The 25689-nt window shown below is 36.5% G+C and carries 24 protein-coding genes; 7 read left to right on the forward strand and 17 right to left on the reverse strand.

Translation table 11 applies throughout. The features are described 5' to 3' along the window. Positions 1–27: 27 nt before the first annotated feature. Positions 28–909 carry a DMT family transporter gene (locus PXG98_RS01960; RefSeq protein WP_276388720.1) on the reverse strand — a complete coding sequence of 294 codons (882 nt, stop codon included), beginning with the start codon at positions 907–909 and terminating at the stop codon, positions 28–30. Between the two features lie 85 nt (positions 910–994). Here PXG98_RS01960 and PXG98_RS01965 point away from each other — a divergent pair, with 85 nt between their 5' ends. Next, entirely contained in the window at positions 995–1411 is a 417-nt protein-coding gene (locus PXG98_RS01965) for a hypothetical protein (RefSeq protein ID WP_276388721.1), read from the forward strand. A gap of 2 nt (positions 1412–1413) precedes the next feature. Here the strand turns inward: PXG98_RS01965 and PXG98_RS01970 are convergent, their stop codons facing one another. Genes PXG98_RS01970 through mutY form a run of 5 tightly spaced genes read right to left on the reverse strand, consistent with a single transcriptional unit; the run spans position 1414 to position 5812 of the window. After that, entirely contained in the window at positions 1414–2352 is a 939-nt protein-coding gene (locus tag PXG98_RS01970) for a pyridoxal-phosphate dependent enzyme (protein WP_277612676.1), read from the reverse strand. Between the two features lie 13 nt (positions 2353–2365). Then, positions 2366–2938, reverse strand: a complete 573-nt coding sequence (gene gldD, locus PXG98_RS01975; RefSeq protein WP_276388722.1) for a gliding motility lipoprotein GldD — start codon at positions 2936–2938, stop codon at positions 2366–2368. Further along, positions 2925–4256 (reverse strand): gliding motility-associated protein GldE, encoded by a 1332-nt coding sequence (locus PXG98_RS01980; protein ID WP_276388723.1) that lies wholly within the window; start codon positions 4254–4256, stop codon positions 2925–2927. Before PXG98_RS01980 ends, gldD begins: the two co-directional genes overlap by 14 nt. Before the next feature lie 23 nt (positions 4257–4279). Beyond that, positions 4280–4750, reverse strand: a complete 471-nt coding sequence (locus PXG98_RS01985) for a single-stranded DNA-binding protein (RefSeq protein ID WP_276388724.1) — start codon at positions 4748–4750, stop codon at positions 4280–4282. Between the two features lie 15 nt (positions 4751–4765). Continuing rightward, positions 4766–5812 carry an A/G-specific adenine glycosylase gene (gene mutY / locus PXG98_RS01990; protein WP_276388725.1) on the reverse strand — a complete coding sequence of 349 codons (1047 nt, stop codon included), beginning with the start codon at positions 5810–5812 and terminating at the stop codon, positions 4766–4768. A gap of 125 nt (positions 5813–5937) precedes the next feature. On the opposite strand from mutY, the gene PXG98_RS01995 reads away from it, so the two are divergent. The 5 genes from PXG98_RS01995 (at position 5938) to PXG98_RS02015 (ending at position 11825) form a co-directional block, all read left to right on the forward strand. Continuing rightward, a complete protein-coding gene (locus PXG98_RS01995; RefSeq protein ID WP_276388726.1) occupies positions 5938–6228 on the forward strand; it encodes an HU family DNA-binding protein in 291 nt (96 codons plus the stop codon). 252 nt (positions 6229–6480) lie between these two features. Next, complete coding sequence (locus tag PXG98_RS02000; protein WP_276388727.1) at positions 6481–8025, forward strand: ribonuclease E/G; 1545 nt, start codon at positions 6481–6483, stop codon at positions 8023–8025. Between the two features lie 145 nt (positions 8026–8170). Next, positions 8171–10579: an alpha-L-rhamnosidase-related protein gene (locus PXG98_RS02005; protein ID WP_276388728.1), complete on the forward strand. Its 2409-nt coding sequence runs from the start codon at positions 8171–8173 to the stop codon at positions 10577–10579. 21 nt (positions 10580–10600) lie between these two features. Further along, complete coding sequence (locus PXG98_RS02010; RefSeq protein ID WP_276388729.1) at positions 10601–11077, forward strand: regulatory protein RecX; 477 nt, start codon at positions 10601–10603, stop codon at positions 11075–11077. Between the two features lie 85 nt (positions 11078–11162). Further along, complete coding sequence (locus PXG98_RS02015) at positions 11163–11825, forward strand: sterol desaturase family protein (RefSeq protein ID WP_276388730.1); 663 nt, start codon at positions 11163–11165, stop codon at positions 11823–11825. A gap of 17 nt (positions 11826–11842) precedes the next feature. Here PXG98_RS02015 and PXG98_RS02020 read toward each other — a convergent pair whose 3' ends face one another. The 11 genes from PXG98_RS02020 to PXG98_RS02070 form a co-directional block, all read right to left on the reverse strand. Then, positions 11843–13009, reverse strand: a complete 1167-nt coding sequence (locus tag PXG98_RS02020; RefSeq protein ID WP_276389253.1) for a hypothetical protein — start codon at positions 13007–13009, stop codon at positions 11843–11845. Between the two features lie 65 nt (positions 13010–13074). Continuing rightward, the gene (locus PXG98_RS02025; RefSeq protein WP_276388731.1) at positions 13075–13929 is read right to left on the reverse strand and encodes a cupin-like domain-containing protein; all 855 of its coding nucleotides are present in this window, start codon (positions 13927–13929) and stop codon (positions 13075–13077) included. A gap of 64 nt (positions 13930–13993) precedes the next feature. Further along, positions 13994–15091 carry a biotin synthase BioB gene (bioB, locus tag PXG98_RS02030; RefSeq protein ID WP_420909544.1) on the reverse strand — a complete coding sequence of 366 codons (1098 nt, stop codon included), beginning with the start codon at positions 15089–15091 and terminating at the stop codon, positions 13994–13996. A gap of 100 nt (positions 15092–15191) precedes the next feature. Next, positions 15192–16352 (reverse strand): beta-ketoacyl synthase N-terminal-like domain-containing protein, encoded by a 1161-nt coding sequence (locus tag PXG98_RS02035; protein ID WP_276388732.1) that lies wholly within the window; start codon positions 16350–16352, stop codon positions 15192–15194. A gap of 54 nt (positions 16353–16406) precedes the next feature. Then, positions 16407–17684: an adenosylmethionine--8-amino-7-oxononanoate transaminase gene (bioA, locus tag PXG98_RS02040; protein WP_276388733.1), complete on the reverse strand. Its 1278-nt coding sequence runs from the start codon at positions 17682–17684 to the stop codon at positions 16407–16409. A 46-nt stretch (positions 17685–17730) separates the two neighbouring features. Next, the gene (gene bioD / locus PXG98_RS02045) at positions 17731–18357 is read right to left on the reverse strand and encodes a dethiobiotin synthase (RefSeq protein ID WP_276388734.1); all 627 of its coding nucleotides are present in this window, start codon (positions 18355–18357) and stop codon (positions 17731–17733) included. Continuing rightward, positions 18354–18743: a putative signal transducing protein gene (locus PXG98_RS02050; RefSeq protein ID WP_276388735.1), complete on the reverse strand. Its 390-nt coding sequence runs from the start codon at positions 18741–18743 to the stop codon at positions 18354–18356. The genes bioD and PXG98_RS02050 overlap by 4 nt, the downstream gene beginning before the upstream one ends. Continuing rightward, positions 18743–19897, reverse strand: a complete 1155-nt coding sequence (locus PXG98_RS02055; RefSeq protein WP_276388736.1) for an aminotransferase class I/II-fold pyridoxal phosphate-dependent enzyme — start codon at positions 19895–19897, stop codon at positions 18743–18745. Before PXG98_RS02055 ends, PXG98_RS02050 begins: the two co-directional genes overlap by 1 nt. A 154-nt stretch (positions 19898–20051) precedes the next feature. Then, on the reverse strand, positions 20052–20330 hold the full coding sequence (locus PXG98_RS02060) for a F0F1 ATP synthase subunit delta/epsilon (RefSeq protein ID WP_276388737.1): 279 nt from the start codon (positions 20328–20330) through the stop codon (positions 20052–20054). Between the two features lie 14 nt (positions 20331–20344). Continuing rightward, on the reverse strand, positions 20345–21853 hold the full coding sequence (gene atpD / locus PXG98_RS02065) for a F0F1 ATP synthase subunit beta (RefSeq protein WP_276388738.1): 1509 nt from the start codon (positions 21851–21853) through the stop codon (positions 20345–20347). A gap of 186 nt (positions 21854–22039) precedes the next feature. Then, a complete protein-coding gene (locus tag PXG98_RS02070) occupies positions 22040–24790 on the reverse strand; it encodes a TonB-dependent receptor (RefSeq protein WP_276388739.1) in 2751 nt (916 codons plus the stop codon). Positions 24791–24952: 162 nt separating this feature from the next. Between PXG98_RS02070 and PXG98_RS02075 the strand changes: the two genes are divergently transcribed. Further along, entirely contained in the window at positions 24953–25645 is a 693-nt protein-coding gene (locus PXG98_RS02075) for an aspartate/glutamate racemase family protein (RefSeq protein WP_276388740.1), read from the forward strand. The last annotated feature ends 44 nt before the right edge of the window (positions 25646–25689 follow it).

The raw sequence follows: 25689 nt of genomic DNA on the forward strand, positions 1-25689 counted from the left end.
TTTTGCTGTTTGTTACAGTTGTCGACTTTATTTTAATCTATTCCTGTTAATTAGGTAAACTCCTAACAAAATTAAGAAAGCAGCCAGCAATTGTTTAAATACAAATTTCTCTCCGTCCAAAAGCCCCCAAAAAATTCCAACTAAGGGTATCAAATACGTCACTGAAACTGAAAAAACCGCTGAGGAGATTTGAATTAACTTGTTAAACATCACTTTGGCTAAACAGGTCCCGAGAGCAACAAGAATCAATACATAGCCCAACGAACTGACAAAAAAATCTCCTTGTATAACCTCTACCTGAAAAAAGCCAGAGAAAATTAACACAATTACAGCGGGAAGAAACATAACGGAAAAGTTCCCAACGGCTATAGTAAGAGGACTGAGTGTTTTGAGTTTTGTCTTAATAATGTTGGCATTAAAAGCATAGCCCACGGTGGCCAAAACTACCAAAAGGGCATACCAATAATTCTGAGATGGATTTATTGCTCCTCCTATTAAGATTAATAGTAAGGCTCCTAAAAGTCCGAATATTACCCCAAATATTTGCTTTTTAGAAAAGATGGTGTTGAAAAAAAGAAAACCCACGATAATAGTAAACAGTGGAACCAAAGAATTGAGAATGGAGGCTATACTACTATCAATTTCTGTTTGGGCAAAAGCAAATAAAAAGACGGGGATAAAACTTCCTATTAAGCCAGAGATGGCAACCCACTTCCATTCTTTCCTACCAATATTACGCAGCGTCTTACCTCCAATTATAAAAAATACTACTGCACTAAGTACCACACGGACCGCACCTAACTGGAAAGGTGTAAACCCATTGAGGCCTTTTTTAATAAGTATGTAAGAGCTTCCCCAAATAAGGGAAAGTAAAAGTAAATAGAACCACTTTCTTTGTACATCGCTCATAGAAATTTTCTTGGTGCAAAAGTCGCTTATTTAATGAATATATTTTTTAATTAACTAATTTTACCAATCCTATAAAAAACATACTATGCGTTTTATAATACCCTTATTAGCATTTTTACTAATATCTACCCTAAGTTGTAAAGATGAGGTTAAAAAAAATGAGGTGAATCTTCAAATGAAAGAAGTCATGGCAATCCATGATGAGGTGATGCCAAAAATGTCTGAATTATCAACTTTGGTTGCTACCTTAAAAAGAAAAGCAGACTCAACCGCCAATGGAAAAGAATACAAAGACGCAATGGAAGACCTGCAGGATGCGCACAAAGAAATGATGGACTGGATGAAAGAGTTTGGAGATCGCTTTAATTATGACGAAATTCTTAATGGAGCATCCTTGAGCTCAGAAAAGAAAAAATGGTTGAAAGAGGAAAAAAAGAAAATTAAGAAGGTTAAAAAAGATATTCTAAAAAGCATTGAAAAGGCTAAAAAATTGCTTGAGTAATATTAAAAAGGAAGTTTTTTTAAATCAACATTCCCTCCTGAAATTATAATTCCCACCTTCTTATTTTTAAAGAATTCTTTTTCTTTTATAACAGCTGCAAAAGCCACGGCACTGGAAGGCTCAACTACTATTTTTAGTCGCTCCCATACCAGATGCATCGCTTCAATGATTTCGTTTTCGGTAACCCTGATTATGTCCTTTACGAATTTTTGAATAATTGGAAATGTCTGATCCCCTAAAACAGTTTTTAAGCCATCCGCTATGGTATTGGAGGTTATGTTAGATTCGATTTTTCCACTATGAAAGGATCTATAAGCATCATCTACCTCAAAAGGTTCTCCTCCTATTAAATCACATGAATAGGCAAAATGATGAATAGCCATAGCACTGCCGGCGATTAGTCCTCCCCCACCAATCGGTGCCACCATAACATTTAAATCCGGATGGTCTTCTAGCAATTCCATGGCAGCGGTACCTTGGCCAGTAATTACATTTAAGTCATTCGAGGGATGAATAAAAACTGCAGCCTTGTCCTCGACTATCTTTTTAGCAGTACTGATTCTCGCTTCCATAGTTGGTTCACACAAAACAATGTTTCCTCCGTAATACGCAACGGCCTCTCGTTTTACTAAAGGAGCATTTGATGGCATCACTATATGGGCTTGCACCCCGTGGCTTTTGCCCGCCAGTGATAAGGCTTGTGCAAAATTACCTGATGAATGTGTAACTACTCCTTTCTTGCGCTCCGCATCAGAAAGCAACATAATGGCATTTGTTGCACCCCTGATTTTATAAGCGCCCATCTTTTGAAAGTTTTCACATTTAAAATAAAGATCGGCACCAATTAATTCGTTTAATATTTTAGAACTAAGTATTGGGGTTCTATGAATAAAGGGCTTTATTCTATTATGGCACAGTAACAATTCTTTTTTTTGCTTCAAAGGTAGAATAATGTTATTTAGTTGCTTCTTCTTGGTTCCAGCGCAGGGTTTCCATAATAGTCCGGATATCTTTCTGTAGATACACTGCTGCTGGATAAATGGAATCGTAATTTGGTTTTACTTGGAAATAAACAGAACCCGTCACAAAGTGAGAAATACTATCCGTAAGATAGAACTGAGCCTGTGACGCAGCATCACCTTCAACCTCATAGTACATTCCATAAACCTTGTTCTCCTTATTAATGAAAGGTTGCTCCGTTATATTATCAGCTTTTACGACATGTTCATAAGAGAGTTTTTGTGCATCACTGAGAAGTTCCGTCAAATTATCTCTCACTTCTTTATAGGTGATAAATATTGTTCCTTTTAACATTGGGTAGTCTAGGGTAAGACTAAGATTTTCAGCTTCAGTGGGTTTGGACAAGGCATTGTACCGAAAACTATACATTTGGGAATTGTAATCATCCTGAACTGCTGAAGGATATTCTAATCTGAGCATGGCCTTTGGCTTTGGCAAAGATTCTTCAGCACATGAAATAAAAAGAATAAGGCCAAAGAGAAAAAATAGAGAATTACGAATTTTCATGTGGCAAAGTAACTTTTATTTGTTTTAATCTTTTTTTGTCTAGGCTTTCCACGATAAACTGGTAGCCATTAAATGAGACTACCTCTCCTCTTTTCGGAAAGCTACCCGCAATTTCCAAGACAAAACCGGCTATAGTTTCGGATTCTCCTTTCTGTTGTTCAAAATCTTCCTCATCTTCAATTTTAGAAACCCTGTAGAATTCTTTAAGTGTAGTTTTTCCTTCGAAAACATAGGTATAATCGTCTAATTTTGAAAAAACGAGGTCCTCGTCATCAAACTCATCGCTTATATCACCAACAATTTCTTCTATCACATCTTCTAAGGTAACGATGCCCGAGGTACCGCCATACTCATCTACCACAATGGCCAGATGGTTTTTCTTATCTTGAAATTCTAACAATAAATCATCTAACTTCTTATTCTCCGGCACAAAGTAAGGTTCTCTAATTAAACTAAGCCAATTGAAAACCTTCCTTTCTATATATGGAAGAAGATCTTTAACATAGAGTACTCCTAATACATTGTCCATGTTTTCTGAGAATACCGGTATTCTTGAATAGCCATTTTTTTTGATCTCAGCAAGAACTTCTCCAAACTTCATTTCTTCACTTAATGCAAAAATATCTATTCTCGGACGCATTACCTGTTTGGTGTCTGTATTTCCAAAGGACACAATACCTTTTAATATTTTTTGCTCTTCTTTGGTTGTATCCCCTTCAGAGGTCAACTCTAATGCCTGGGATAAATGATCCACACTTAAATTAGATCTTTGTTTTCCTAGTTTATTGTATAAAAAAATAGTGACAGAACGCATTGGTCCGCTCAAAGGCGTAAAAATAAAATCTAGGAATTTCAGAGGATAAGCCATTAAAAGAGAAAATTGTAATCTATTCCTGTTGGCATAAATTTTTGGCAAAATCTCTCCAAACATTAAGATAAGAAATGTGGCTAACAAGACCTCTATTAAGAAACGAAGGGATACAAAACCAAAAATTAAATAATTTATATTGGAAAAAATAACATCCCCGATAGAATTAAAAAGTAATACAATCCCAATATTTATAGCATTATTAGCAATTAATATAGTAGCCAATAATTTTTTGGGTCTATCCAGTAAGCTAACCACTAGCTTCCCTTTGGAAATTTTTGAATCTTCTAATTCGTTCAATTCAGTTGTTGAGAGACCAAAAAAGGCCACCTCCGCACCAGAAATTAAAGCAGAACCTAAAAGTAAGAATAATAACAGTATGACTTTAACTATAAAAATGGCGTCTGTGGCCATTAAGCTAATAGACAAACTAAGGGGGTCAGGGTCCAAGGGTCAAACTTTACTTAATTAAATCAAAATGGCAAATCATCTTCCTGTTCCGAATTATCTGCTACCGTATTTTGAGTAGCTGCGGGTTTATCCGAATTGGCAACAGGATTTGTTGTTGGTTTAGACGGAGAGGCAGAACTAGACTGATTAGATTCATTTTTGGTAGAGAGAAATGTGAAATCCTGAACATGAACTTCTGTAGTATACTTCGTTATTCCATCTTCTCCCTGCCACTGTCTGTTTTTAAGCCTCCCTTCTACATATATCTTATCTCCTTTGCTCAAATATTTTTCACAAATTTCAGCCGCCTTATTTCTTAGGACGATATTGTGCCAATCCGTATTGGTTACTTTCTCTCCGGTCTGTCTGTTTGTGTAACTTTCATTGGTAGCTAAGGGAAACCTGCCAATACAGTTTCCTCCTTCAAAATAATGAAGTTTTACCTCATCCCCTAAATGCCCTATTAGCATTACTTTATTTAATGTTCCGCTCATAACTTCTTACTTAGGTCAAAAATACAAATTTTTAAACGTTTTTAGATAATCTCCGATTAAAACAGGTACTGGGTAAGTTTCTATTTCTTGCATAGAAATTCCATCCTTTAAGGGTTCGGATGAACGAACTACCCAAAACTTAGTGTTTAGGTTTTGATGGGATAATTTATGGATAATTGACTTATTCTTTTTTTCGTAAACTAACTCCGCTTCCTCCACTTTTAAAATATCCACTAATTTCTTACTTACTTCTGCACTTTCCAATTCTTTCTCAGACTCCAAAAGAGGAAATTCGTATAAATTTTGCCAAATATCTTTTTTGGTCCTTTTGTTTAAGAGAATATTTCTATTATCATCCATAACGACCAAATAGTTAAAATAACGCGTTCTGATTTTATTCTTTCTTATCTTTTTTGGGTAATCCAAAACTCTGTTGGTCTGGTAGGCCAAACAACTGTTTTGCAAAGGACAAGTACCACATTTGGGCTTTTTTGGCGCACAATGTAAGGCCCCGAACTCCATTATTCCTTGGTTGTAGTCTCTGACATCCGTTGTACTCATTAATTCCCTGGCCAAACCTTTATAAAGACCTAAGGCTTTAGAATCATTGATAGGCATATCAATCGCTCTAAATCGAGATAGCACCCTGTAGACATTGCCATCTACTACAGGTTCTGGCTTATTAAAGCTAATAGAAGCTATAGCACTTGCCGTATAATCTCCTATCCCTTTTAACTTAATAAGTCCCTCGTAATCTTCCGGAAACATCCCATCTAAATTATCTACAATGTATTGAGCTGTCCAGTGCAAGTTTCTCGCTCTAGAATAATAACCAAGTCCTTGCCATAACTTTAACACTTCCTGCTCCTCGGCGTTTGCCAAATCATATATAGAAGGAAAGCTTTCGACAAATTTTTCATAATAAGGAATTCCCTGTGCAACCTTTGTCTGTTGTAACATGATTTCAGACAACCATATTCGGTATGGATCATTGGTATTACGCCATGGTAGAGGTCTCTTGTTTTCAGAATACCACTGAAGAATTTTTTTTGAAAACAACATCTAAAAAATACTAAGTGCCAAAAGTAAGAGTTTATATACTTAAAATTAGCCCATTAAAGGGAAAGAATCAATTTAATTTATATATTTGCAAGCTTGAAAAACTTACAGAAAACTAAAATAGTAAAATGACGAAAGCGGATATTGTTTCGAAAATCTCAGAAAAACTGGGAATAGAAAAAGGAGATGTACAAGCAACTGTTGAGACTTTTATGGAAGAAGTAAAAACCTCATTGGAAAATGGAGATAATGTTTATCTAAGAGGTTTTGGCAGTTTTATAATTAAAACAAGAGCAGAAAAAACTGGTAGGAATATTTCCAAAAATACTACCATTAAAATTCCTGCCCATAACATTCCGGCATTTAAACCTGCGAAGGTTTTTGTTGAAGGAGTAAAGAGCAACGTTCAAGTAAAATAATAACATCAACAAAAAGTAGAATTTCATGCCGAGTGGTAAAAAAAGAAAAAGACATAAGGTAGCTACCCACAAAAGAAAGAAAAGAAGGAGAGCTAACCGCCATAAGAAAAAGTAGTTCTAGAACTACTTTTTCATTTTAAACGTTCATTGACATAGAAATTCATTATAAGAATTTCAACGGGTTTATACAACCTGTAAAGACTATTGTTTAATCAATCCATCTAAGGAATAGATGGATATAAATTCAATCAGGTGAATAAAGAATTAATCGTAAGATCCAATTCTGATGCCGTTGATTTTGCCTTATTAAATGATGGAAAACTCATAGAACTTCACAAAGAGGAAGGAGACAACAATTTTAACGTCGGTGATATATTGTACGCCAAGGTTAGAAAACCTGTCACTGGCTTAAATGCTGCTTTTGTGAATGTAGGATATGAAAAAGATGCATTTCTGCATTATCATGACCTTGGACCTCAACTATCAACCATGTTGAAGTTTATAAAACTTGTGAGTACTGGGAAACTAAGAGATTATTCCCTGAAAAATTTTCCATCAGAGAAAGACATTGATAAAAATGGCAGCATAAATAATGTTATCAAAGCAAATCAATCTCTTTTAGTGCAAATTGTTAAAGAGCCCATTTCTACTAAAGGTCCCCGAATTAGTTCCGAATTATCATTGGCAGGTCGCTATTTGGTAATGGTTCCATTTTCAGAGAGAGTGTCTGTTTCCCAAAAAATTGGGAGTAACGAAGAAAAAGACCGACTGAAAAGGTTAGTAAAAAGTATTAAACCCAAAGGGTTTGGGGTTATAATTAGGACAGTTGCAGAAGGCAAAAAAGTAGCGGAATTAGACAAAGATCTTCAAAACTTGCTGAACAAATGGACAGCAATGTGTAAGAAATTGTATAAAGCGCAGGCCCCATCGAAAGTCTTGGTGGAGCTAAACAGAGCGTCATCCATATTAAGAGATGTCTTTAACGACTCTTTTACAGGCATATTCGTAGACGACGAAACGCTTTATGAACAGATTAAAGACTATGTGCAAGAAATTGCACCCTCGAAAGAATCTATTGTTAAGTTGTATAACTCTAATGTCCCTATTTTTGAAAAATTTGGTATAGATAGGCAAATAAAAACGTCGTTTGGAAGAACGGCATCCATGAGTAAAGGAGCCTATCTCGTTATTGAACACACCGAAGCATTACATGTAATAGATGTAAACAGTGGTAATCGTTCTAATAAAGCTAAAAATCAAGAAGACACTGCACTCGAAGTTAACTTACTTGCCGCTTCAGAAATAGCACGGCAACTAAGGTTACGGGATATGGGAGGAATTATCGTAGTTGATTTTATCGATATGGTAAAAGCAGATCACAGGAGAAAACTTTTTGATCATCTAAGAGATGAGATGAAAGACGATAGAGCCAAACACAAAATATTACCTCCGAGTAAGTTTGGACTTATACAAATTACAAGACAGAGGGTTAGACCGGAAATGAATATTAAAACCACCGAAACTAACCCAAGTGGAAACGACAAAGAAGTTGAAGCTCCTATAGTTCTATTAGAGAAAATAAACGTAGATCTTGAGAGAATCCTGAAAAAGGCCTCAAAAGATAAAGGGATTGTTTTAAATACCCATCCATTTATCGCTGCGTATTTAACTAAAGGATTTCCATCCCAACGTTCTAAATGGTTTATGGAGCATAAAAAGTGGATTAAGATTCAACCAAGAGATGCCTATCAATATCTCGAATATCGTTTTAAAGATAAAGAGGGGAAAGCCCTTTAAGACAAAAAGCGACTTCTATATAGAAGTCGCTTTTTTTTTGCCCAATTTTTAGCATTAGGTTAAGACGGTATAGCAATGATACCGACTATAAAATTTCTTTTTTTAATATTTGTTATTTTAGCCTAGCTTTAAATTACCACTATTTATGTGTAGATATACTTTCTGGATATTAGGGGCATGTCTTATGCTTGTTTTATCTTGTAATACTTCAAAAGACAAAATAGACTTACAAAAAATTATTGATGGCTCTCCACGAATTGAAGGCAAAACGTCCTATTTAAACTCTCCTTACGTTAGCGCAGGTGACAGACTCTACATGGTAGGGCATCAAAATGGAACTTTTCCTGAAATTGGCTGGCATATCCAAGGTGAAATGGGAGGTATATGGAATCATCCGATTAAGCTTATGGATGGATTCGATGTGTCGCTCAGCTGGAACGATAAGACCATGGCTTTAGATAGCGCAACACAATTTATAAATTTCCCATTTGCAAACAAACATCTTTATCCAGGAATTGGTCCGGATAAACAACTTACCTTGGAAAGATTTCAATTTGTACCAGATAGTACGCAAGGGATAGCAGTACAATACAAAATTGAAAATAATTCTGAGGAACCTCAAGAATTTGAGTTTATTTTTGACGGACATACCGAGCTTATGCCTGTTTGGCTTGGCGAAAGAACGGGGATGATCAACGGTATTGATCTGGGGAGTTTTATACAAGAAGAATCTATATGGCATTTTAAAGATTCCCTCAATCAATGGCATGCCATTTTTGGTGCTAATAGAGCAAGTATAAGTAATGAGTTATTAGAAAGTCCTTATTCGGGGAAAGGAAAAACCGGAAGACTAGTTTATCGTTTTTATTTGGAGCCCAAAGAAGTAGATTACATTAATTTTACCATAGCTGGCTCCTATCATTCGCTAGAAAATGCCCAGCAAACCTTTAATAAAATTGCTAGTAAATCTGACACCCTGCTACTAGAAAAGAAAAGGCGATATAAAACGTTAGCAGATAGATCTAAGCTTACTATTCCCGATAAAAAACTACAAGAAACTTTCGAATGGTTAAAGTATAATTGTGATTGGCTTATTAGAGATGTTCCGGAAATAGGTAGGGCTATTGGTGCCGGCATACCGGACTATCCTTGGTGGTTTGGTGTAGATAGCGAATACGCATTACAGGGATATATGGCCATTGGGCAACGAGATGTTGTTTTAAGTACAATTCACCTAATCGATTCTGTCTCCATGGCAGTGAATGGCAATGGTAAAATACTTCACGAAATGTCTACCAATGGCATTGTTTTTAATCCCGGAAATATCAATGAGACTCCTCAATTTGCATCCCTTATTTGGAGTATATACCTATGGAATGGTGACAAAACCTTTTTGGAAAAGTATTTTCCAACGGTAAGGCAAGGGTTAGAGTGGCTGTTAAAAGAAAATGATGCAAATAAAAACCTTTTTCCCGATGGTTTTGGAATGATGGAAATTCATGGTTTAGATAGCGAAATGATTGATGTTGCGTCTTACAGCTACAAAGCATTTAGAGATGCCTCGGAAATGGCTAAAGAATTAAATGAACTAGAATTAGCACAGGAATATAGCAATCTAGCTACAATCTTGAGAGAACGAATAAATGCTTCTTTTTGGTCCCCAAAGTTTGCTTCATATGCAGATTTTTTAGGAACGGATAAGCAGGCACTTCATCTAATTGAAGATGCAATTATTAGAGCGGATACTCTAAATAAGCCATGGGCCATTTCGGAACTGTTGGAAACCAAAAAGACAATTCTTAATAATCCAAAAAAACAGCTAAGTCCTTTTGTAGTGCACCACAATTGGGTTGTAAATACTCCAATGGAAGTTGGACTTGCCGATAAAGAAAAGGCCCTAAAAGCACTCACAACTGCCGAAAAGTTTATTAATCCCTTTGGAGTTTTTGTTACTGGAATAGATAGAGATGAATCTGCCGGTTCAGATGAAGGAACTTTTAAAGGGAGTAAGGTTTTCTCCTATACCGGTGCTGTAATGACCTTACCAACAGGTGTTCTTGCAATAGCAGAAAATGAATATGGCAGACCAGACAGGGCCTTGAATTATTTGAATCGTATTACAAGAACCTTTAGTTATGCTCTGCCAGGCAGCATGTACGAAGTTTCTCCAGACTATGGTATGATAGCACAGGCTTGGAATATCTATAGTTATGCCATTCCCATTGTTAAACAATTTTTTGGCATATATCCAAAAGCTTCGGAAAAGAAAATACGTATAAAACCTCAAATGCCAAGCAGTTGGGAGAACGCCACATTAGAAAACGTGCAAATAGCCGACAATTCTATCTCTGTATATCATTTTTCAGACCTTAATTCAAAACACCTTAGGATAACCCAAACTAACAAGGATTGGACTTTGGAGATTATCCTTCCCAAAATAAAGGGTCGCTTATACAAATCGTCTGGAAGAGAGGATAAATGGTTAACAACCCCTGACGAAGTTATTCTAACTACAAAAAGTACCGAAGTTAAGATTGACTTTATTGAAGAATAGAACTTAATCTTATATTTAACTATGAAGGTGCAAACCAAATCCTACACCCTAGAAGAGGCGAAAAGAAATCTCGAACGTTATTGCGCGTATCAGGAACGTTGTCATCAGGAAGTTATCCAGAAACTTAAATCAATGGGGATGATTTCGGAGGTTATAGACGTTGTTACCGTTCATTTAATTGAGCACAATTTTTTAAATGAAGAACGTTTCGCCAGGAATTATACAAGAGGTAAATTCAAAATTAAAAATTGGGGTAGAATAAGGATTAAATCAGAACTCAAAAAAAGAAATATAGGAGACAGAATAATCAACCTGGCCCTAACAGAGATTACCGAAGAAGACTATTTAAGGAAACTCGAGGAAATCAGTAAAAAGAAGTTGCTCGGACTCTCAGAATACAATAAGCTTGTACGTAAAAAAAAGCTTCAAAACTTTTTAGTCTATCGCGGGTGGGAAAACGATTTAGTCTATTCTAGTATTAATAAACTCCTTGGTTGATAGCTAAAGAGTAAGAACATAATAATTCTAATTGTTGTGAATATTATACTATTTCGTAACTTTGCAACTGCAAAAACTGCTCTAAATGAAACCAAAAGTTACAACTGAATTTCAACATGGCAAGGCGCAAATTTTTAAAAATCCCTTTTTAGAAAGTCTTACAAAAACAAATCCTACACAAAATATTATTGTCTATGGTATCACCATAATTGGCATGCTTCTTTTGGCCAATTTTAAAATAGGTCTTTCTGTATTTATGATAGCAGGCCTCTTTGTTGGTGGAATGTTCTTTTGGACTTTCGCTGAGTATATGCTTCATCGATTTGTTTTTCACTGGGTGACCGAAGCAAAATGGTCACAGCGATTCCACTTTATAATGCATGGCTCGCATCATCATTATCCGCGAGATGAAGAACGCTTGTTGATGCCTCCTGTGCCAGGGTTAATAATGGCGAGCATTTTATTTCTGTTCTTCTTCGGCATCTTCTGGGTACTGGGTATTCCTGACTTAACCTTTGGTTTCTTTCCAGGATTTTTTACCGGTTATTTAATGTATTCTTTTGTTCATAGAGCAACGCATATTATGAGACCTCCAAAAAGGTTTAAAAATTTATGGCAGCACCATAGCCTGCATCACTACAGATACCCAGATAAGGCGTTTGGGGTATCGAATACTTTGTGGGATAGAGTTTTTGGCACTATGCCTCCAGCTAACAAAGCCAAGGGAAAAAAACAAGAAATAGCTTAATTCTAAGCCTGTTTTTTTTATTTAATAGCTTTCATTCTTTCAAAGGGTTTATCTCTGTCAAACAGATAGCGATAGGTTGTGTGAATTTTACATATTTCCCCACCTACTTGCTTAACAACAATAATCATTTTCCGATTGAAGTCTCCAATACCATTTATTTCTATAACCTCGTAGCGGTTAGACAGACTCTTGGCCATGTTATGAAAGGCATGAATAAGTCCTCCGTCTAATCCTTTCCCTTGATGTTCCGGTACCACGCCAAAAACAAATCCAAGCATTTTTTTATTCTTCTTTCTAAACTTATGCCACGCAAATTTTGCAATCCCAATGGCATTAAGCTTTCCGTTTACATGCTTAAACCACTGATTTACTTCTGGGATATTAATGTAAAATGCTACAGGCTCTCCCTTGTAATATGCAAACCAAATGATCTTTTCATCTAAAATTGGTTTAAGCTTATTCATTAAAGCATGCCCTTGTTCTCTAGTAATTGCTGTTACTCCTTCATGATTCACCCAAGCCCTATTATACATGTCAATAATGCTATTGGTCTGTTCCAAGAAACGGTCTTTTTTAAAGTGATCAAATGTGTAATCTGGATTGCGATTAATTAAATCTGCTTTACGCTGAAGCCTGGGATTAACATCATCTTTTATTGGTCTTAGAAAGGTATAGTACTCAAAGTATGTCTCAAAGCCGTATTTTTCAAAAAGTTTCTTATAATAAGGGAAGTTATAATTACACTGATAGTTTGGCTCCAAATCGTAGCCCTTTGTTAATAGACCCCACCATTTATCCCTAGCTCCAAAATTTACCGGGCCGTCCATATACGCTGCTCCCTTGGCATTTAACCACTTTTTACTGGAATCAAATAAGGCGTTAGCTGCTGCTTCTTCATCAATACATTCAAAAAACCCAATACCGCCGGAAGGATCCACCCCCGTATTCTTAGATTCTCTTAAAAGGACAAAGGCGGCAATACGGCCTATAACTTCATTATTTCTTACGAGCAACCACCTAATACAATCTCCTTTTTCATAAAAGCTATTTTTTTTTGGATCAAATATTTCCGCAATTTCTGTGTCTAATGGACGGATATAGTTTTTTTCCTTAGCATAAAGCTTCACTGGGAACTCTATAAATCGAACAGAATCTCGTTTATTTTTTACTTCTACAAGGGTCATCAAAAAATTCTTTTTGGTTGGGAACTAATATGACGTAATAAACGTCTGGTCTTACTGTTTTTGACTTAAAGTTGCCTGTTTGTTTGTATGATAGCTTTTTCGTTTTTCTTATCAATCCAGGCTTGCCCTTTTATCCTGCGCATTATATTATCAAAATGGCGCATAACAAAAACATTGTAAATGGCTTTGGATAGATTGACCGGATTTCTGGCAATTCCTCGAAGGCTCATCGAAAATCCAGGGCTAACATATTTCATATAGTGCCAATATCCTTCAGGAATATAAAGTACTTCTCCATGGCTGAGATGCGTCTTATATCCTTTTGCTTTCTTTAAAGCAGGCCATTTATTGTAATCTGGATTAGAGAAATCTATACTCTCATGCGTAATCAATGAGTGTGGGACTTTATAAATAAACTTTGTTTGATCCTGTGAAAAAAGAATACACTCTTTTCTTCCCTCGAAATGAAAATGAAATATATTGGCCAAGTCTATGTCGTAATGCATAAAAGTATGAGAGTTGTAACCTCCAAAAAAAAGCATAGGCAGCTTCTTCATCAACTTTATTCCAAAATCTGGATAATTGTAATCTTTTTGCAATACAGGAGCCTCTTTGAGAAGGTTCCATAAAAAGATGCGGTATTTAGTAGGTTTAGCTAATAAAAGGTCTATATAATCAGACATTTTCATTTTGCTATGTGGCTCGTTAAATCCATCCTTATAATCTACAGGTCTGTCATCATACAAGGGCACGGTAATGTCTCCGACCTTATCTTTAATATATTCAAAATTCCACTTAGAATATGCTGGCCAATCCTTTATTGATTCTTCCAAGACTACTGGAACCTGAGGTTTAAAGAAATTTTCTCTAAATTCTTTTTTAGTTATAGTTTTAACTCTTTTAATCTCTTTTAAATCCAACTTGAAAGGGATACGTTAAATTGTCCTTATTTATAAAACCCACTAATTTAAGAAAAAGAAATGTTTATGTAGATCGATTTAATTTAGAACTCTCCTTTGCCTTTTCATTTCTTTCAATTTTATGGCCCGGTCTAGTCCATTTTGGAACTTCTCCAATAGGTTCTAACTGAGAATCTTCAGCTTCAACTGTTTCTGGCTGAGGAGTCTTAATAAATGGTTTCTGCGGTATTAGACCTAACTCTTTAAACATCTCCATATCTTCATGAACATCAGGATTAGGAGTAGTTAAGAGTTTATCTCCTGCAAATATAGAATTAGCACCAGCGAAAAAACACATAGCCTGACCTTCTCTGGTCATACTAGTTCTCCCTGCAGATAATCTCACCTGAGTTTTGGGCATCACAATTCTAGTCGTAGCAACCATTCTTATCATGTCCCAAATAGGAATAGGTTTAAAGTTTTCCATAGGTGTCCCTTCTACAGGAACAAGGGCATTAATTGGTACGGATTCAGGTTGGGGGTTTAGGGTAGACAGTGAAACTAACATACCCGCCCTATCTTCCAAACTTTCTCCCATACCGATAATTCCTCCACTACATACCGTTACATTACTCTTACGCACATTTTCAATGGTTTTGATTCTATCGTCAAAAGCCCTTGTAGAAATAACATCTTTATAGTACTCTTCAGAAGTATCTAAATTATGATTATACGCATAAAGTCCTGCTTCTGCTAAACGCTGTGCTTGGTTTTCGGTCAGCATCCCTAAGGTACAGCAGACTTCCATATCCAATTTATTGATGGTTCGCACCATTTCTAAAACTTGCTCAAATTCTGGTCCGTCCTTTACATTTCGCCAAGCAGCACCCATACAAACTCTTGAACTCCCTGATGCCTTGGCCCGGAGGGCCTGTGCTTTTACTTGCGGCACAGACATAAGCTCATTCCCTTCAATATCTGTGTGATAGCGAGCCGCCTGCGGGCAGTATCCACAGTCTTCAGGGCATCCACCAGTTTTAATGGAAAGTAAGGTTGAGACCTGCACAGAATTAGGATCATGATATTTCCTATGTATAGTGGCTGCCTCATACAAAAGTTCCATTAATGGCTTTTGGTAGATATCTAGAATTTCTTGTTTGTTCCAGTTATGTCTTTCTAACATGCTCGACATGGTTTTTATGTTTTTCAAAAATACTCTTAAATCTATTAAAAAATAATATCCAGGCCATAATTTCATCGGGCGTTGAATATCTTTAGCCAGCCTAAATGGCCTTAATAACAACACTTACGGCATTCCCACCAAATCCAACCGCATTAATTAATATTCTGTTCAATCTAGCTGGTTCTGATGTCCGATTTAGATAAGGAACTTTAAAAAAATGTTGATGTTTAATCATCATTATTGCCATATCCAGGCTTAAAATTCCGGAGGCACCAAATGTATGTCCAACTTTCCATTTGTTAGAAGTTAATGCAGGTAAATCTTTGCCGAATATTGCTTCAATAGCCTTGTATTCTGCCATGTCGCCTTTTATAGTGCCAGGGGCATGCATCACTATACAGTCTATAGAACTGGCATCAATATCTTTCAGTGCCATTGACATTGAATCCTGAATACATTTTGCATTTGCAGATAAGGACGTCCCATGAGACAATAATTCTGTGGCATATCCTACGCCCTCAACAATTGCCAAAGTATTCTTTGTAATGCCCAATTCCAAACAGGCTACCCCTGCTCCTTCACCCAATACCATGGAATTTACTTCTTTTTCTAAATCTAAGGCCTTACAAGGATACTCCGCTCCGGCGAAAGGAGAATAAATCTTCAATGCTTGCATCTGGGCAATGGTAAAAGGAGTAAGAGGAGCCTCTGTACCGCCAATCAGAAACCTATCTGCCATGCCACTTCTAAGCCATGCCACGCCGTTTAGAAGGGCATGTAATGCGGACGAGCAGGTAATAGAATGAGATATGTTAGGGCCCTTACTCCCTAAGTCGTGTGCTATCCAGGAAGAAATATTTCCTAACGTAGTGGTGGGTGATGTAAAAACGGAGGCCCTATTAGAATTTCGATATTGAAATAAATACTTTTCAAACAACTCTGTAGCCCCTCTAGAAGAACCCATATTTATACCAAATTCTGCAGAGGCGTCCCATTCGGCCTTCTCTACTGCCTTCCTAGCAACAAGGATTCCCAATAGTACCGTCCTATCCAAGTTTCGATATTTTGGATGGCTCGCTCTTAGATTTAATACACTATTATCCAGCGACTTGGGTAATTTTGATACGGGGATAAGCTTGTTTAAAACTTCTTGTTCACTTAAACAGTGTTTTTCATTAGAATAACTATTCCAAACATCTTCCCTCTTAAAGCCTAGGGAAGAAATTGTTGCTATCGAACTAACTGTTATTGGATCTTGCAAAGTCCTTTTTTTTGTAAAAATAAGTTTATGCTTTTATATTTCACAAGAACCTAACTAATTAGTACCAAAGTGGGCTAGAGCTTTAGTAATTACCTCATAGATTTTATTTAATTCCTCTTCCGAAATAGTAAAAGGGGGAAGAACATATATTGTATTTCCTAAAGGCCTAAGAAAAACTCCATTCTTCATAAAAAATTGATACAATTTATCCCGTAAATTACCATATCTAGACATTGGAAGACTCAAGTCTAAAGCCAAAATTATTCCACATTGACGACTAGATTCTATGGCAGGATGAGAACCTAGTTTACCTATAAAATCTTCATGTTGTTGTATAATTCTCTTAATATTGCCTTGTATGGTTTTGGAATTTAACAACTCTATGCCCGCCAGTGCGGCAGTACAGGCAAGTGGGTTTGCAGTATAGGTATGTCCGTGGAAAAACCCTTTTGCCACTTCATCATGATAAAAGGCTTCAAATATGATTTGCGTACATGAGGTAGCAGCCATTGGCATTAAACCGGCAGTAAGTGCTTTTGAAAGACAGATAATGTCTGGTTTTACAAGCATATAATCCGATGCAAAATTTTTACCTGTCTTTCCGAAGCCTGTCATTACTTCATCTGCTATTAAGAGCACGTCATTAGCCTTGAGCAGGCTTAGTATTTTATCCAAGGCTGTAGCCTCATAAATCTTCATACCTGCCGCACCTTGTACTAATGGTTCGTATATAAACCCAGCGATGTCTTTTTCTAGAATTAGGGCTTGTAATTCCTTTAAGATTAAATCAATATTATTCAAATTTGGGATAGGTATTCGCTCTACATCTATAAAGAATTCTTCAAATGGACCATTGTAAACAGACAATCCTGAGACAGACATGGCGCCAAAAGTATCTCCGTGAAACCCTTCTTCAAAGGCCAACAGCACATTGTTTTTTCTGCCTAAATTATGATGGTATTGCAAGGCCATTTTAATACCAATCTCAGTGGAAGTAGAACCATTGTCTGAAAAAAATATCTTACTCTGGTTTTTAGGAAGAATTTTCAATAATTCTTCGGAAAGCCTAACCGCTGGTTCATGTGTAAAGCCTGTGAAAACAACATGATCTAACTTTTGCATTTGGCCATAAACCCTCTCGGTAATACTAGGGTTGCAATGCCCATACATTGCCGTATACCAGGAAGCTATACCGTCTATATATTGCTTTCCATTCTCGTCGTAAAGTACAGATCCAGATGCCCTGACAATTCCACGCATATCTGGGTTCCTCTTATGCTGAGTTAATGGATGCCAAATATGCTTTTTATCTCTTTTACTTATGCTAGTCATTCTCGATGTACGGTTGTCTATTATATTTAGGCTAATATTACAAGTGTTATTCTAGTAAAAGTTTCTTAAGCGCGGGGCTAAATTCTGCAGCGTATTTGCTTATTACTTTTCGATCAAAACCTTCTTCCTCCCTAATTCTTCCTAACATTTTTACCCTCGTCTTGGACAAAATTATAGATTCAGTAGTGGAGTGTGGTTCTCCGCTAAAGACTAAAGATACTCTAAAGCCTTGATTCAATAAGGTGTCTAAAGTTAGTAGGGTGTGGTTAATACTTCCAAGATAGTGTCTAGAAACCACAATTACCTGATAATCTGGCTTTATGAGATCAAAAATAGTATCCGTGTTATTTAGGGGAACTAACAATCCGCCTGCTCCCTCTATAACAAGTGTATTGCGAGTTTCTGGTGCCTGAATTTTCTCTAAATCTATTTCAATTCCATCTATTTCGGCCGCTGCATGGGGGCTCATTGGCGTTTTTAACGCATAACTACTTGGATGAATAACAGCCGTATCACTGCTGATAAGATCGTGAACTTTATGACTGTCCGTGTAGTGTAAATCTCCAGCCTGTATGGGCTTCCAATAATCCGCTCCTAATGCCTCCACAATAATAGAGGAGGCAATAGTTTTTCCTACTTCAGTGGAAATTCCAGTTACAAAAATACGTTTCATGGAGTGGTTGGTTTGGTTATCATTTGGCATTGCAAGCATCTGTACTTTTTAGGCTCTAAGAATGGAAATAGTTTAAAAAATAAGCCTTTTCTGGCATAATAAACTTCTGATCTTTGTGCCTTGCAATTTGGGCAGCTTATTAATTTTCCATTGTTGTCCTGAGCATAACTTCGTATAGAATCATAAATATTCATCGCCTTTTCGCGGTCTTTTGAATAGACTTGTAATTTTACTCCGCCAATGGCCTGACTTATCAATGGATCTGTATTTATAGTATTTTCGTCTTTTAAGAACACAGGAATACCCTCCGATTCAAGCTTTAGCTTAATAATCTGTACGTCGGCTGGAAATTCAAACGCCCCGATTGTAAAAAACTCCTGTTTCATTATATAACTTTTGACAATTCCAAAAGGACGGTCTCTATCTCCTTTTGTGTATTAAAACTATGTAAACAAAAACGGAGGCGCTCTAAACCTTTAGGAACTGTTGGGTACAAAATAGGTCTAACATCAAAGCCCTTTGTTTTCAAATGATTAGATACTTTCCTTACTTTTAAATTTCCAGAGATTACACAAGACTGAATGGCCGAAGCACTAGATAAAAAAGATTCTTCCAATTTAAAATTACAAATCTGTTTCTGAAAATAAGTTATGTTGTTAAAGAGTGTTTTACGCCTTTCCTGTCCTGCATTTGTTTGGAGGAAGTCTATAGCAGAAACAATATTTAGAATGGTATGAGCAGGAAGAGCTGTAGTATAAATAAAACTTCTTGAGAAATTAACCAGATATGATTTCAAATTTCCAGTTCCTAGTACAGCAGCACCATGATTTCCGAGAGCTTTACCGAAGGTAATCACTACTGCAAAAATATTATCAATTAATCCAAATTCTGTTATCTTACCTAAGCCACTTGAGCCATAAAGTCCAAATGCATGGGCCTCGTCCACAACAAGTCTACAACTATATTTATTACATAACACAACTAGGTCTTTCAAATTTGGATTATCGCCATCCATTGAAAAAACAGATTCAGTGACAACGTATAGTTCTCCACCATCATAGCGTTTTTCAATTTGGCGAAGTATTAGACTTTCAAGATGATCCAGGTCATTATGCCGGAAAGGATAGTTCTTTGCCTTCCCCAAACTAAGACCATCCCTTATACTTGCATGTACATAAGCATCATATAAAACAATATCCTCCCTCTGGGGTATTGAGGAAAAAAGTCCAATATTCGCGTCATAGCCAGAATTATATATTAATGCAGCTTCTACCTTAAACACTTTTGCTAAATACTCTTCTGAACTTGTATATAGGTTATTATTACCGCTCAATAGTCTAGAACCAGTAGAACCCATTTGACTTTCTATTGGATGATCAACATTTAAGCTTTTGTGAAAAGAGTCCCAAGATTTAGCCAATCCCAGGTAGTCATTAGAGCTAAAATCTGTCAATTTATGCACATCAGTTAGCTCACGAAATGCTCCATTATCTTTCCGCTTTTGCAACTTCTCTTCTAATTTTCTGGGAAGATTAACCATAAAACAAAGGTACTACATACACCAATTAAATAGTAACCTTGCTTTAATAAACTGTGGTCTTCGTATACCTTATCCTATCTGGGTCACCAGCAAAATTTTCTACTAAAAAAAGCCATGCATAAATGCATGGCTTTGGACTTATACTTGTTGTCTATTAATCTGCTAAAACTATGAGCTTGTTATCATTGAGCTCAATGGTGCCACTTTTAATAGGTAAACTAACTTTACCTTCTGCATCTTTTGTAAACTTGTCTGCATGAAGCTCATCCAGCTCAATATTTCCTTGAATTTTTACCAGCCCATCCTGCAAAAGTGAGACAATGGGAGCGTGATTTTGAAGCATTTGAAATTCACCATTAACCCCTGGAACCGTTACCGATTCTACCTCACCAGAAAATAAAGTAGCCTCTGGAGATACAATTTCTAAATACATAATTTACCTTTAAATTAAGCTTCCGCTAACATTTTCTCACCTGCCTCAATGGCCTCTTCTATTGTTCCTTTAAGGTTAAAAGCCGACTCTGGAAGATGGTCTAATTCCCCATCCATTATCATATTAAACCCTTTAATAGTTTCCTTAATATCTACCAATACTCCTGGAATCCCAGTAAATTGCTCTGCAACATGGAAAGGTTGTGAAAGGAAACGCTGTACTCTCCTTGCTCTACCAACCGCTAATTTATCTTCTTCTGAAAGCTCTTCCATTCCAAGAATAGCAATAATATCTTGTAATTCTTTATAATGCTGAAGTAACTCCTTTACTCTTTGGGCACAACCGTAATGATCTTTTCCTAATATTTCAGGTGTAAGAATCCTCGAGGTAGAATCTAATGGATCAACCGCAGGGTAAATACCTAATTCGGCAATTTTTCTAGAAAGAACCGTTGTTGCATCAAGGTGAGCAAAGGTCGTGGCCGGTGCAGGATCCGTTAAATCATCAGCAGGAACATACACCGCCTGAACAGAAGTAATAGAACCTCTCTTAGTTGAAGTAATCCTTTCTTGCATGGTTCCCATTTCAGTTGCCAAGGTTGGTTGGTATCCTACCGCAGACGGCATCCTCCCTAAAAGCGCAGAAACCTCTGAACCTGCCTGTGTAAATCTAAATATATTATCCACAAAGAAAAGAACATCTTTTCCTTGTCCTTCCCCTGCTCCATCTCTAAAATATTCTGCAATGGTAAGTCCCGAAAGGGCAACTCTTGCTCTGGCACCAGGAGGTTCATTCATTTGTCCGAAAACAAAAGTTGCCTTCGACTCTTTCATGGCTTTCTTATCTACTTTAGATAAATCCCATCCTCCTTCTTCCATTGAATGAAGAAAGTCGTCTCCATACTTAATAATACCAGATTCTAACATTTCACGCAAAAGGTCATTCCCTTCTCTTGTACGCTCACCTACACCAGCAAAGACTGAAAGTCCACCGTGTCCCTTGGCAATATTATTAATAAGTTCCTGAATCAATACTGTTTTACCTACACCGGCACCGCCAAATAATCCAATCTTACCACCTTTTGCATAAGGCTCTATAAGATCAATAACTTTGATTCCAGTAAATAACACTTCTGTGGAAGTTGATAAATCTTCAAATTTTGGAGCCTCTCTGTGAATAGGCAATCCATTTTTTCCATCCTTGGCTAAGGTCCCTAAACCATCAATTGGATCACCAATTACATTAAAAAGACGGCCGTATATATCATCTCCTACAGGCATCTGAATAGCGTTTCCTGTAGCCGTTACTTCAGTTCCTCTGCTTAATCCATCTGTTGAATCCATGGAGATAGCTCTTACCGTATTTTCTCCGATATGTGATTGCACTTCAAGAACCAAAATGGTACCGTCGCTCTTTTTAATCTCAAGCGAATCATAGATTTTAGGTAAATCCGAAACTACGTCAAATTCTACATCAATAACAGGTCCAATAATCTGAGATACCTTGCCTTTTTGTTTAGCCATTATTCAATTATTTTATATTTTTTATTTAAGCCTTATTTAGAGAACTAAAATCTATAATTAGATTGGTTTTTCCGGCTGCAAAGATATGGTATTCCATTTGAAATAAGAATGGAATTTGGCTATTTTTTGACATAAAAAAAGGCGCCCACAAAATGGCGCCTTTGTATTGTTCCACAAATACTTAGATCATGGATTAATAGCCCAGGATATATAATATATAGCTCCTACCGCACCTGTTCCAATAGCAGAAAAGTATTCATCCCCCAGAATATTGGATCCCCCTATTTTAAATACAGAATTTATTCCAGGTACTGCGTAGTTCATCTGAAAATCAAAGACGGTATAAGAAGGGAGCTGCCCGTCTGCAAATGTCGCTTCCCACAAGTAGGTATCGCTCCATCTATAATTTATATTAAAACCAAAATTTTCGAAGAGTTCCGGATTTCCAAAACTAGCTTTTACTCTATGGTTAGGAGTATTGAAAAAAGTTCTAAAATCGGGAAACTCATCTCTGTCAAAATCAAAATCGGTATAGGTATAATTGGCACCTAAATTGAAATTTCCAAAAATTCTGAAATCTAATCCTATAGTTGCTCCCCAAGACTGAATGTCTACCGGAGCATTTGTATAGGTCTGATAACGAAAGGCGTCACCATTTTGTAGGGCTAATAAAGAAAGTGTTCCATCCCCAGCTTCTCCGTAAAATGGCACTAGTACATCTACGTTAGAGATGAAATTCTTATACTTATTATAGTACGTACTTAAATCAACACTAAGTTTTCCCAATTGCGCTCTATATCCAGCTTCAAAGGCAGTAATTTCTTCTGGTTTTACCAAAGGTGTGTTTACGGCAGTTGGATTGCCAATATCCACAGAATTCTCGGCAAAGGCATTTTCATAGGCGGCCCTTCCAACTATATCTACAGATTCTCTGCCAGTTAATGCTCTGCCCGCATCAGACAAAGTAAAAGTTCTAACATCTCTATCCAGATTATCCGGAGCAGAACCTACAAGTATTGAACGTCCCGTGTCCAAACCAATAAAAAGATCCTGGGTTGTGGGGTTTCTAAACCCTTGTTGTACAGAAACTCTAATATTGTGATTTCTTTTCTCTCCGGCAGTATAGGCGACTGTTAATCTGGGAGAAAAGAATCCATCAAAAAATTGGTTCTTATCATAACGCACAGAGCCGGTTAATTTTAAGCGCTCGTCTAATAATTCTTTTTGAATTTGCAAATAGGCCCCAAACTCATTATACGATATTGGACCGTCAAAATCCGTAAAGATAGTTCCCTGAGAGTTTAATACATATTCCCTAAAGGACCCTCCCACCTGAAGATCAAAAACCTCCTTTGTTATATGGCTAAAATTGTAATTGGCATCTACATGTCTAAATTTTGTATTGTCAATAAACTTAGACCCTGTCGTAAGATCTCCATCGGCCGTAACTCTGTTAAACGCATTTTCAAATTCTGGAGTACCGGGAATTAGCCTGCCTGTATCTGCAGTTTGTCTGGCGAAAGCATGGGCCTCCTCTTCTCCAAGCATAATTCCTGTACCTACGCCTAATCTACCACCAATATACGCCTCAGCATATTCTGTAAACCATTGGGTATCCCCTTTCCAAGATCTGTTTATATTGATAGCCGTAAATCTTGTATCATACGAGTCTCCAGAATTCTCTGAGGTAATATATCCTCTTAAGAAAAAGTTATTATTTCTTATTTCTAATTTATGTTGCTGAAGAATAAAATTCTTTACAGAATACCTACTTGCACCCTGGTATATAGTATTTCCCCTACCTACACGACCGTTATAAACAATCTCAAAATCATTGGCAAATGGTCTGTAATAAAGTGAAAAATCACTTTTAACACTCTGCGCATTATAATTCGCTAAAACTGCCTCCTCATAGCCCGTTCTGGTAACAAAGGCGGAACCAACTGTTCCCGATGGAAGTCCTGCTGCTGCGTCAAAGTTGAGTAGTGTTCCAACTTCATCGCCATAGACGTTTAATCCGTCGTAGTCTGGATTCACTCTGGTAGCTCCCGGGTTGGCCAAATCTTCTACACTATTTGCATGCCAATCCTCTCCCTGCAGGAAGGAAAAATTAGCTTTTATAGCAAACTTTTCACTAAAGGCGTGTGCAAATCGAATCCCAAAATCATAATATGCATTATCCCCAGCTGCTTGTTGAGAAGTAATTCCAGTTTTAAAATAAGCACTTATTCCTTGAAAGTCGAAAGGACTTTTACTGCGCATAAACAAAATTCCATTAAAAGCACCGGCACCATATAAGGCAGAAGACGCTCCTGGCAGTATCTCAACACTTTGCACTTCCAGCTCTGACATACCAACTAGATTTCCCAGTACAAAGTTTAATCCGGGTGCGGTGTTGTCCATTCCATCTACTAACTGCATAAACCTATTGTTTGCAAATGTTGCAAACCCCCTGGTATTAATAGACTGAAAAGTTAAACTATTGGTGTTAATATCCACCCCTTTAAGATTCTGCAGTCCTCCATAAAAAGATTCTGCTGTGGTATTTTTAATATCCCTGAGGCCAAATCTTTCTACGGAAACAGGAGATTCAAAAATTCGTTCCGGTGTTCTAGAGGCTCCAATAACAACTTCGTCTAGCATGGTTTGTGATTCCATGAGAACGATATTAAAGGTTTGACTCTGTTGTGTAACCTCTTCTAAATAATCCGTATAACCAATACTAGAAATATTAATTTGAAAGGGGGGAACCTCATCTGTTTGGAGATTAAAATTACCATCGAAATCACTAACTGTACCAATGGCTTTTCCTACAATTACAATGTTAGCCCCAAGAATTGGGCTTCCATTTTCATCAACTATCTTCCCGTTTAAGGTGGTTTGGGCAAAAGATCCTATCCCAGTTAAAACACAGAAGAATAAAACAAGCTTTCTCATTCTGTAACTATATTTATAAGTTCTAAGTACCGGCAAGATACCTAAATTTTTAAAGTGAGAATGCAAATATGAAAAAAATTATGCATGCATAATACTTTTTTAATAAAAAAAGGAGGGTAGATTTCGTAATTTCATATTTATTAAGTAGTTAAGTGTATTTCTATGATCAAAATTGGACTAATAGGGGGAATAGGACCTGAATCAACTATAAAATACTATCAACTTATTATTAAACGATTTAGAGAATTAAGTAATAATAAAAGCTATCCTGAAATTATTATTAGCAGTATTGACATGACACGGATGCTAAAGTATATCTCCGAAAATAATGAGAAAGCTTTCATACGATTTATGAAAGAAAGAATAGACACATTAAAAAAAACTGGAGTTGAAAAAATATTTATATGCTCCAATACTCCTCATGTCTTTTTTGATAATCTACAAAATCAGGTGGATATGAAACTAGTATCTATTGTTGAAGAAACTATAAACCACATAGAATCATTAAAATTGAAAAGATGTGGTCTAATTGGCACCAAGTTTACAATGTCTAAGGGCTTTTACTCTAAAAAAAGCGAAACTAGAAATATCCATATAGTTGTTCCCAACGAAATTGAACAAGATACTATCCATGATATTTACATGAATGAATTAGTATTTAATAACCCCAATAAAAAATCAAAAGAGACCATTCTTAAAATTATCGATAGAATGAAAAATAAAGAGAGGATTGAGGGTATAATTTTAGGAGGGACAGAACTATCCTTAATTTTAGACCAAACGGATTTTGACGAAATCAAAGTTTTAGATACTTGTCTTATCCATGTTGAGTCTATTGTAAAGGAATTAATATAAGATTTTGGGAGGTGTTATCTTTTTAAGTTTACTCATTATTGAGA

Origin of the sequence: Eudoraea chungangensis (assembly GCF_029360665.1) — a bacterium.
Taxonomy (GTDB): domain Bacteria; phylum Bacteroidota; class Bacteroidia; order Flavobacteriales; family Flavobacteriaceae; genus Eudoraea; species Eudoraea chungangensis.

Bases quoted from the DNA above. Each gene is read 5' to 3' on its own strand.
- PXG98_RS01960 (WP_276388720.1), bottom strand. From the start codon at position 909: ATGAGCGATGTACAAAGAAAGTGGTTCTATTTACTTTTACTTTCCCTT.
- PXG98_RS01965 (WP_276388721.1), top strand. From the start codon at position 995: ATGCGTTTTATAATACCCTTATTAGCATTTTTACTAATATCTACCCTA.
- gldD (WP_276388722.1), bottom strand. From the start codon at position 2,938: ATGAAAATTCGTAATTCTCTATTTTTTCTCTTTGGCCTTATTCTTTTT.
- PXG98_RS01985 (WP_276388724.1), bottom strand. From the start codon at position 4,750: ATGAGCGGAACATTAAATAAAGTAATGCTAATAGGGCATTTAGGGGAT.
- mutY (WP_276388725.1), bottom strand. From the start codon at position 5,812: ATGTTGTTTTCAAAAAAAATTCTTCAGTGGTATTCTGAAAACAAGAGA.
- PXG98_RS01995 (WP_276388726.1), top strand. From the start codon at position 5,938: ATGACGAAAGCGGATATTGTTTCGAAAATCTCAGAAAAACTGGGAATA.
- PXG98_RS02005 (WP_276388728.1), top strand. From the start codon at position 8,171: ATGTGTAGATATACTTTCTGGATATTAGGGGCATGTCTTATGCTTGTT.
- PXG98_RS02010 (WP_276388729.1), top strand. From the start codon at position 10,601: ATGAAGGTGCAAACCAAATCCTACACCCTAGAAGAGGCGAAAAGAAAT.
- PXG98_RS02015 (WP_276388730.1), top strand. From the start codon at position 11,163: ATGAAACCAAAAGTTACAACTGAATTTCAACATGGCAAGGCGCAAATT.
- PXG98_RS02020 (WP_276389253.1), bottom strand. From the start codon at position 13,009: ATGACCCTTGTAGAAGTAAAAAATAAACGAGATTCTGTTCGATTTATA.
- bioB (WP_420909544.1), bottom strand. From the start codon at position 15,091: ATGTTAGAAAGACATAACTGGAACAAACAAGAAATTCTAGATATCTAC.
- bioA (WP_276388733.1), bottom strand. From the start codon at position 17,684: ATGACTAGCATAAGTAAAAGAGATAAAAAGCATATTTGGCATCCATTA.
- bioD (WP_276388734.1), bottom strand. From the start codon at position 18,357: ATGAAACGTATTTTTGTAACTGGAATTTCCACTGAAGTAGGAAAAACT.
- PXG98_RS02050 (WP_276388735.1), bottom strand. From the start codon at position 18,743: ATGAAACAGGAGTTTTTTACAATCGGGGCGTTTGAATTTCCAGCCGAC.
- PXG98_RS02055 (WP_276388736.1), bottom strand. From the start codon at position 19,897: ATGGTTAATCTTCCCAGAAAATTAGAAGAGAAGTTGCAAAAGCGGAAA.
- PXG98_RS02060 (WP_276388737.1), bottom strand. From the start codon at position 20,330: ATGTATTTAGAAATTGTATCTCCAGAGGCTACTTTATTTTCTGGTGAG.
- atpD (WP_276388738.1), bottom strand. From the start codon at position 21,853: ATGGCTAAACAAAAAGGCAAGGTATCTCAGATTATTGGACCTGTTATT.
- PXG98_RS02070 (WP_276388739.1), bottom strand. From the start codon at position 24,790: ATGAGAAAGCTTGTTTTATTCTTCTGTGTTTTAACTGGGATAGGATCT.
- PXG98_RS02075 (WP_276388740.1), top strand. From the start codon at position 24,953: ATGATCAAAATTGGACTAATAGGGGGAATAGGACCTGAATCAACTATA.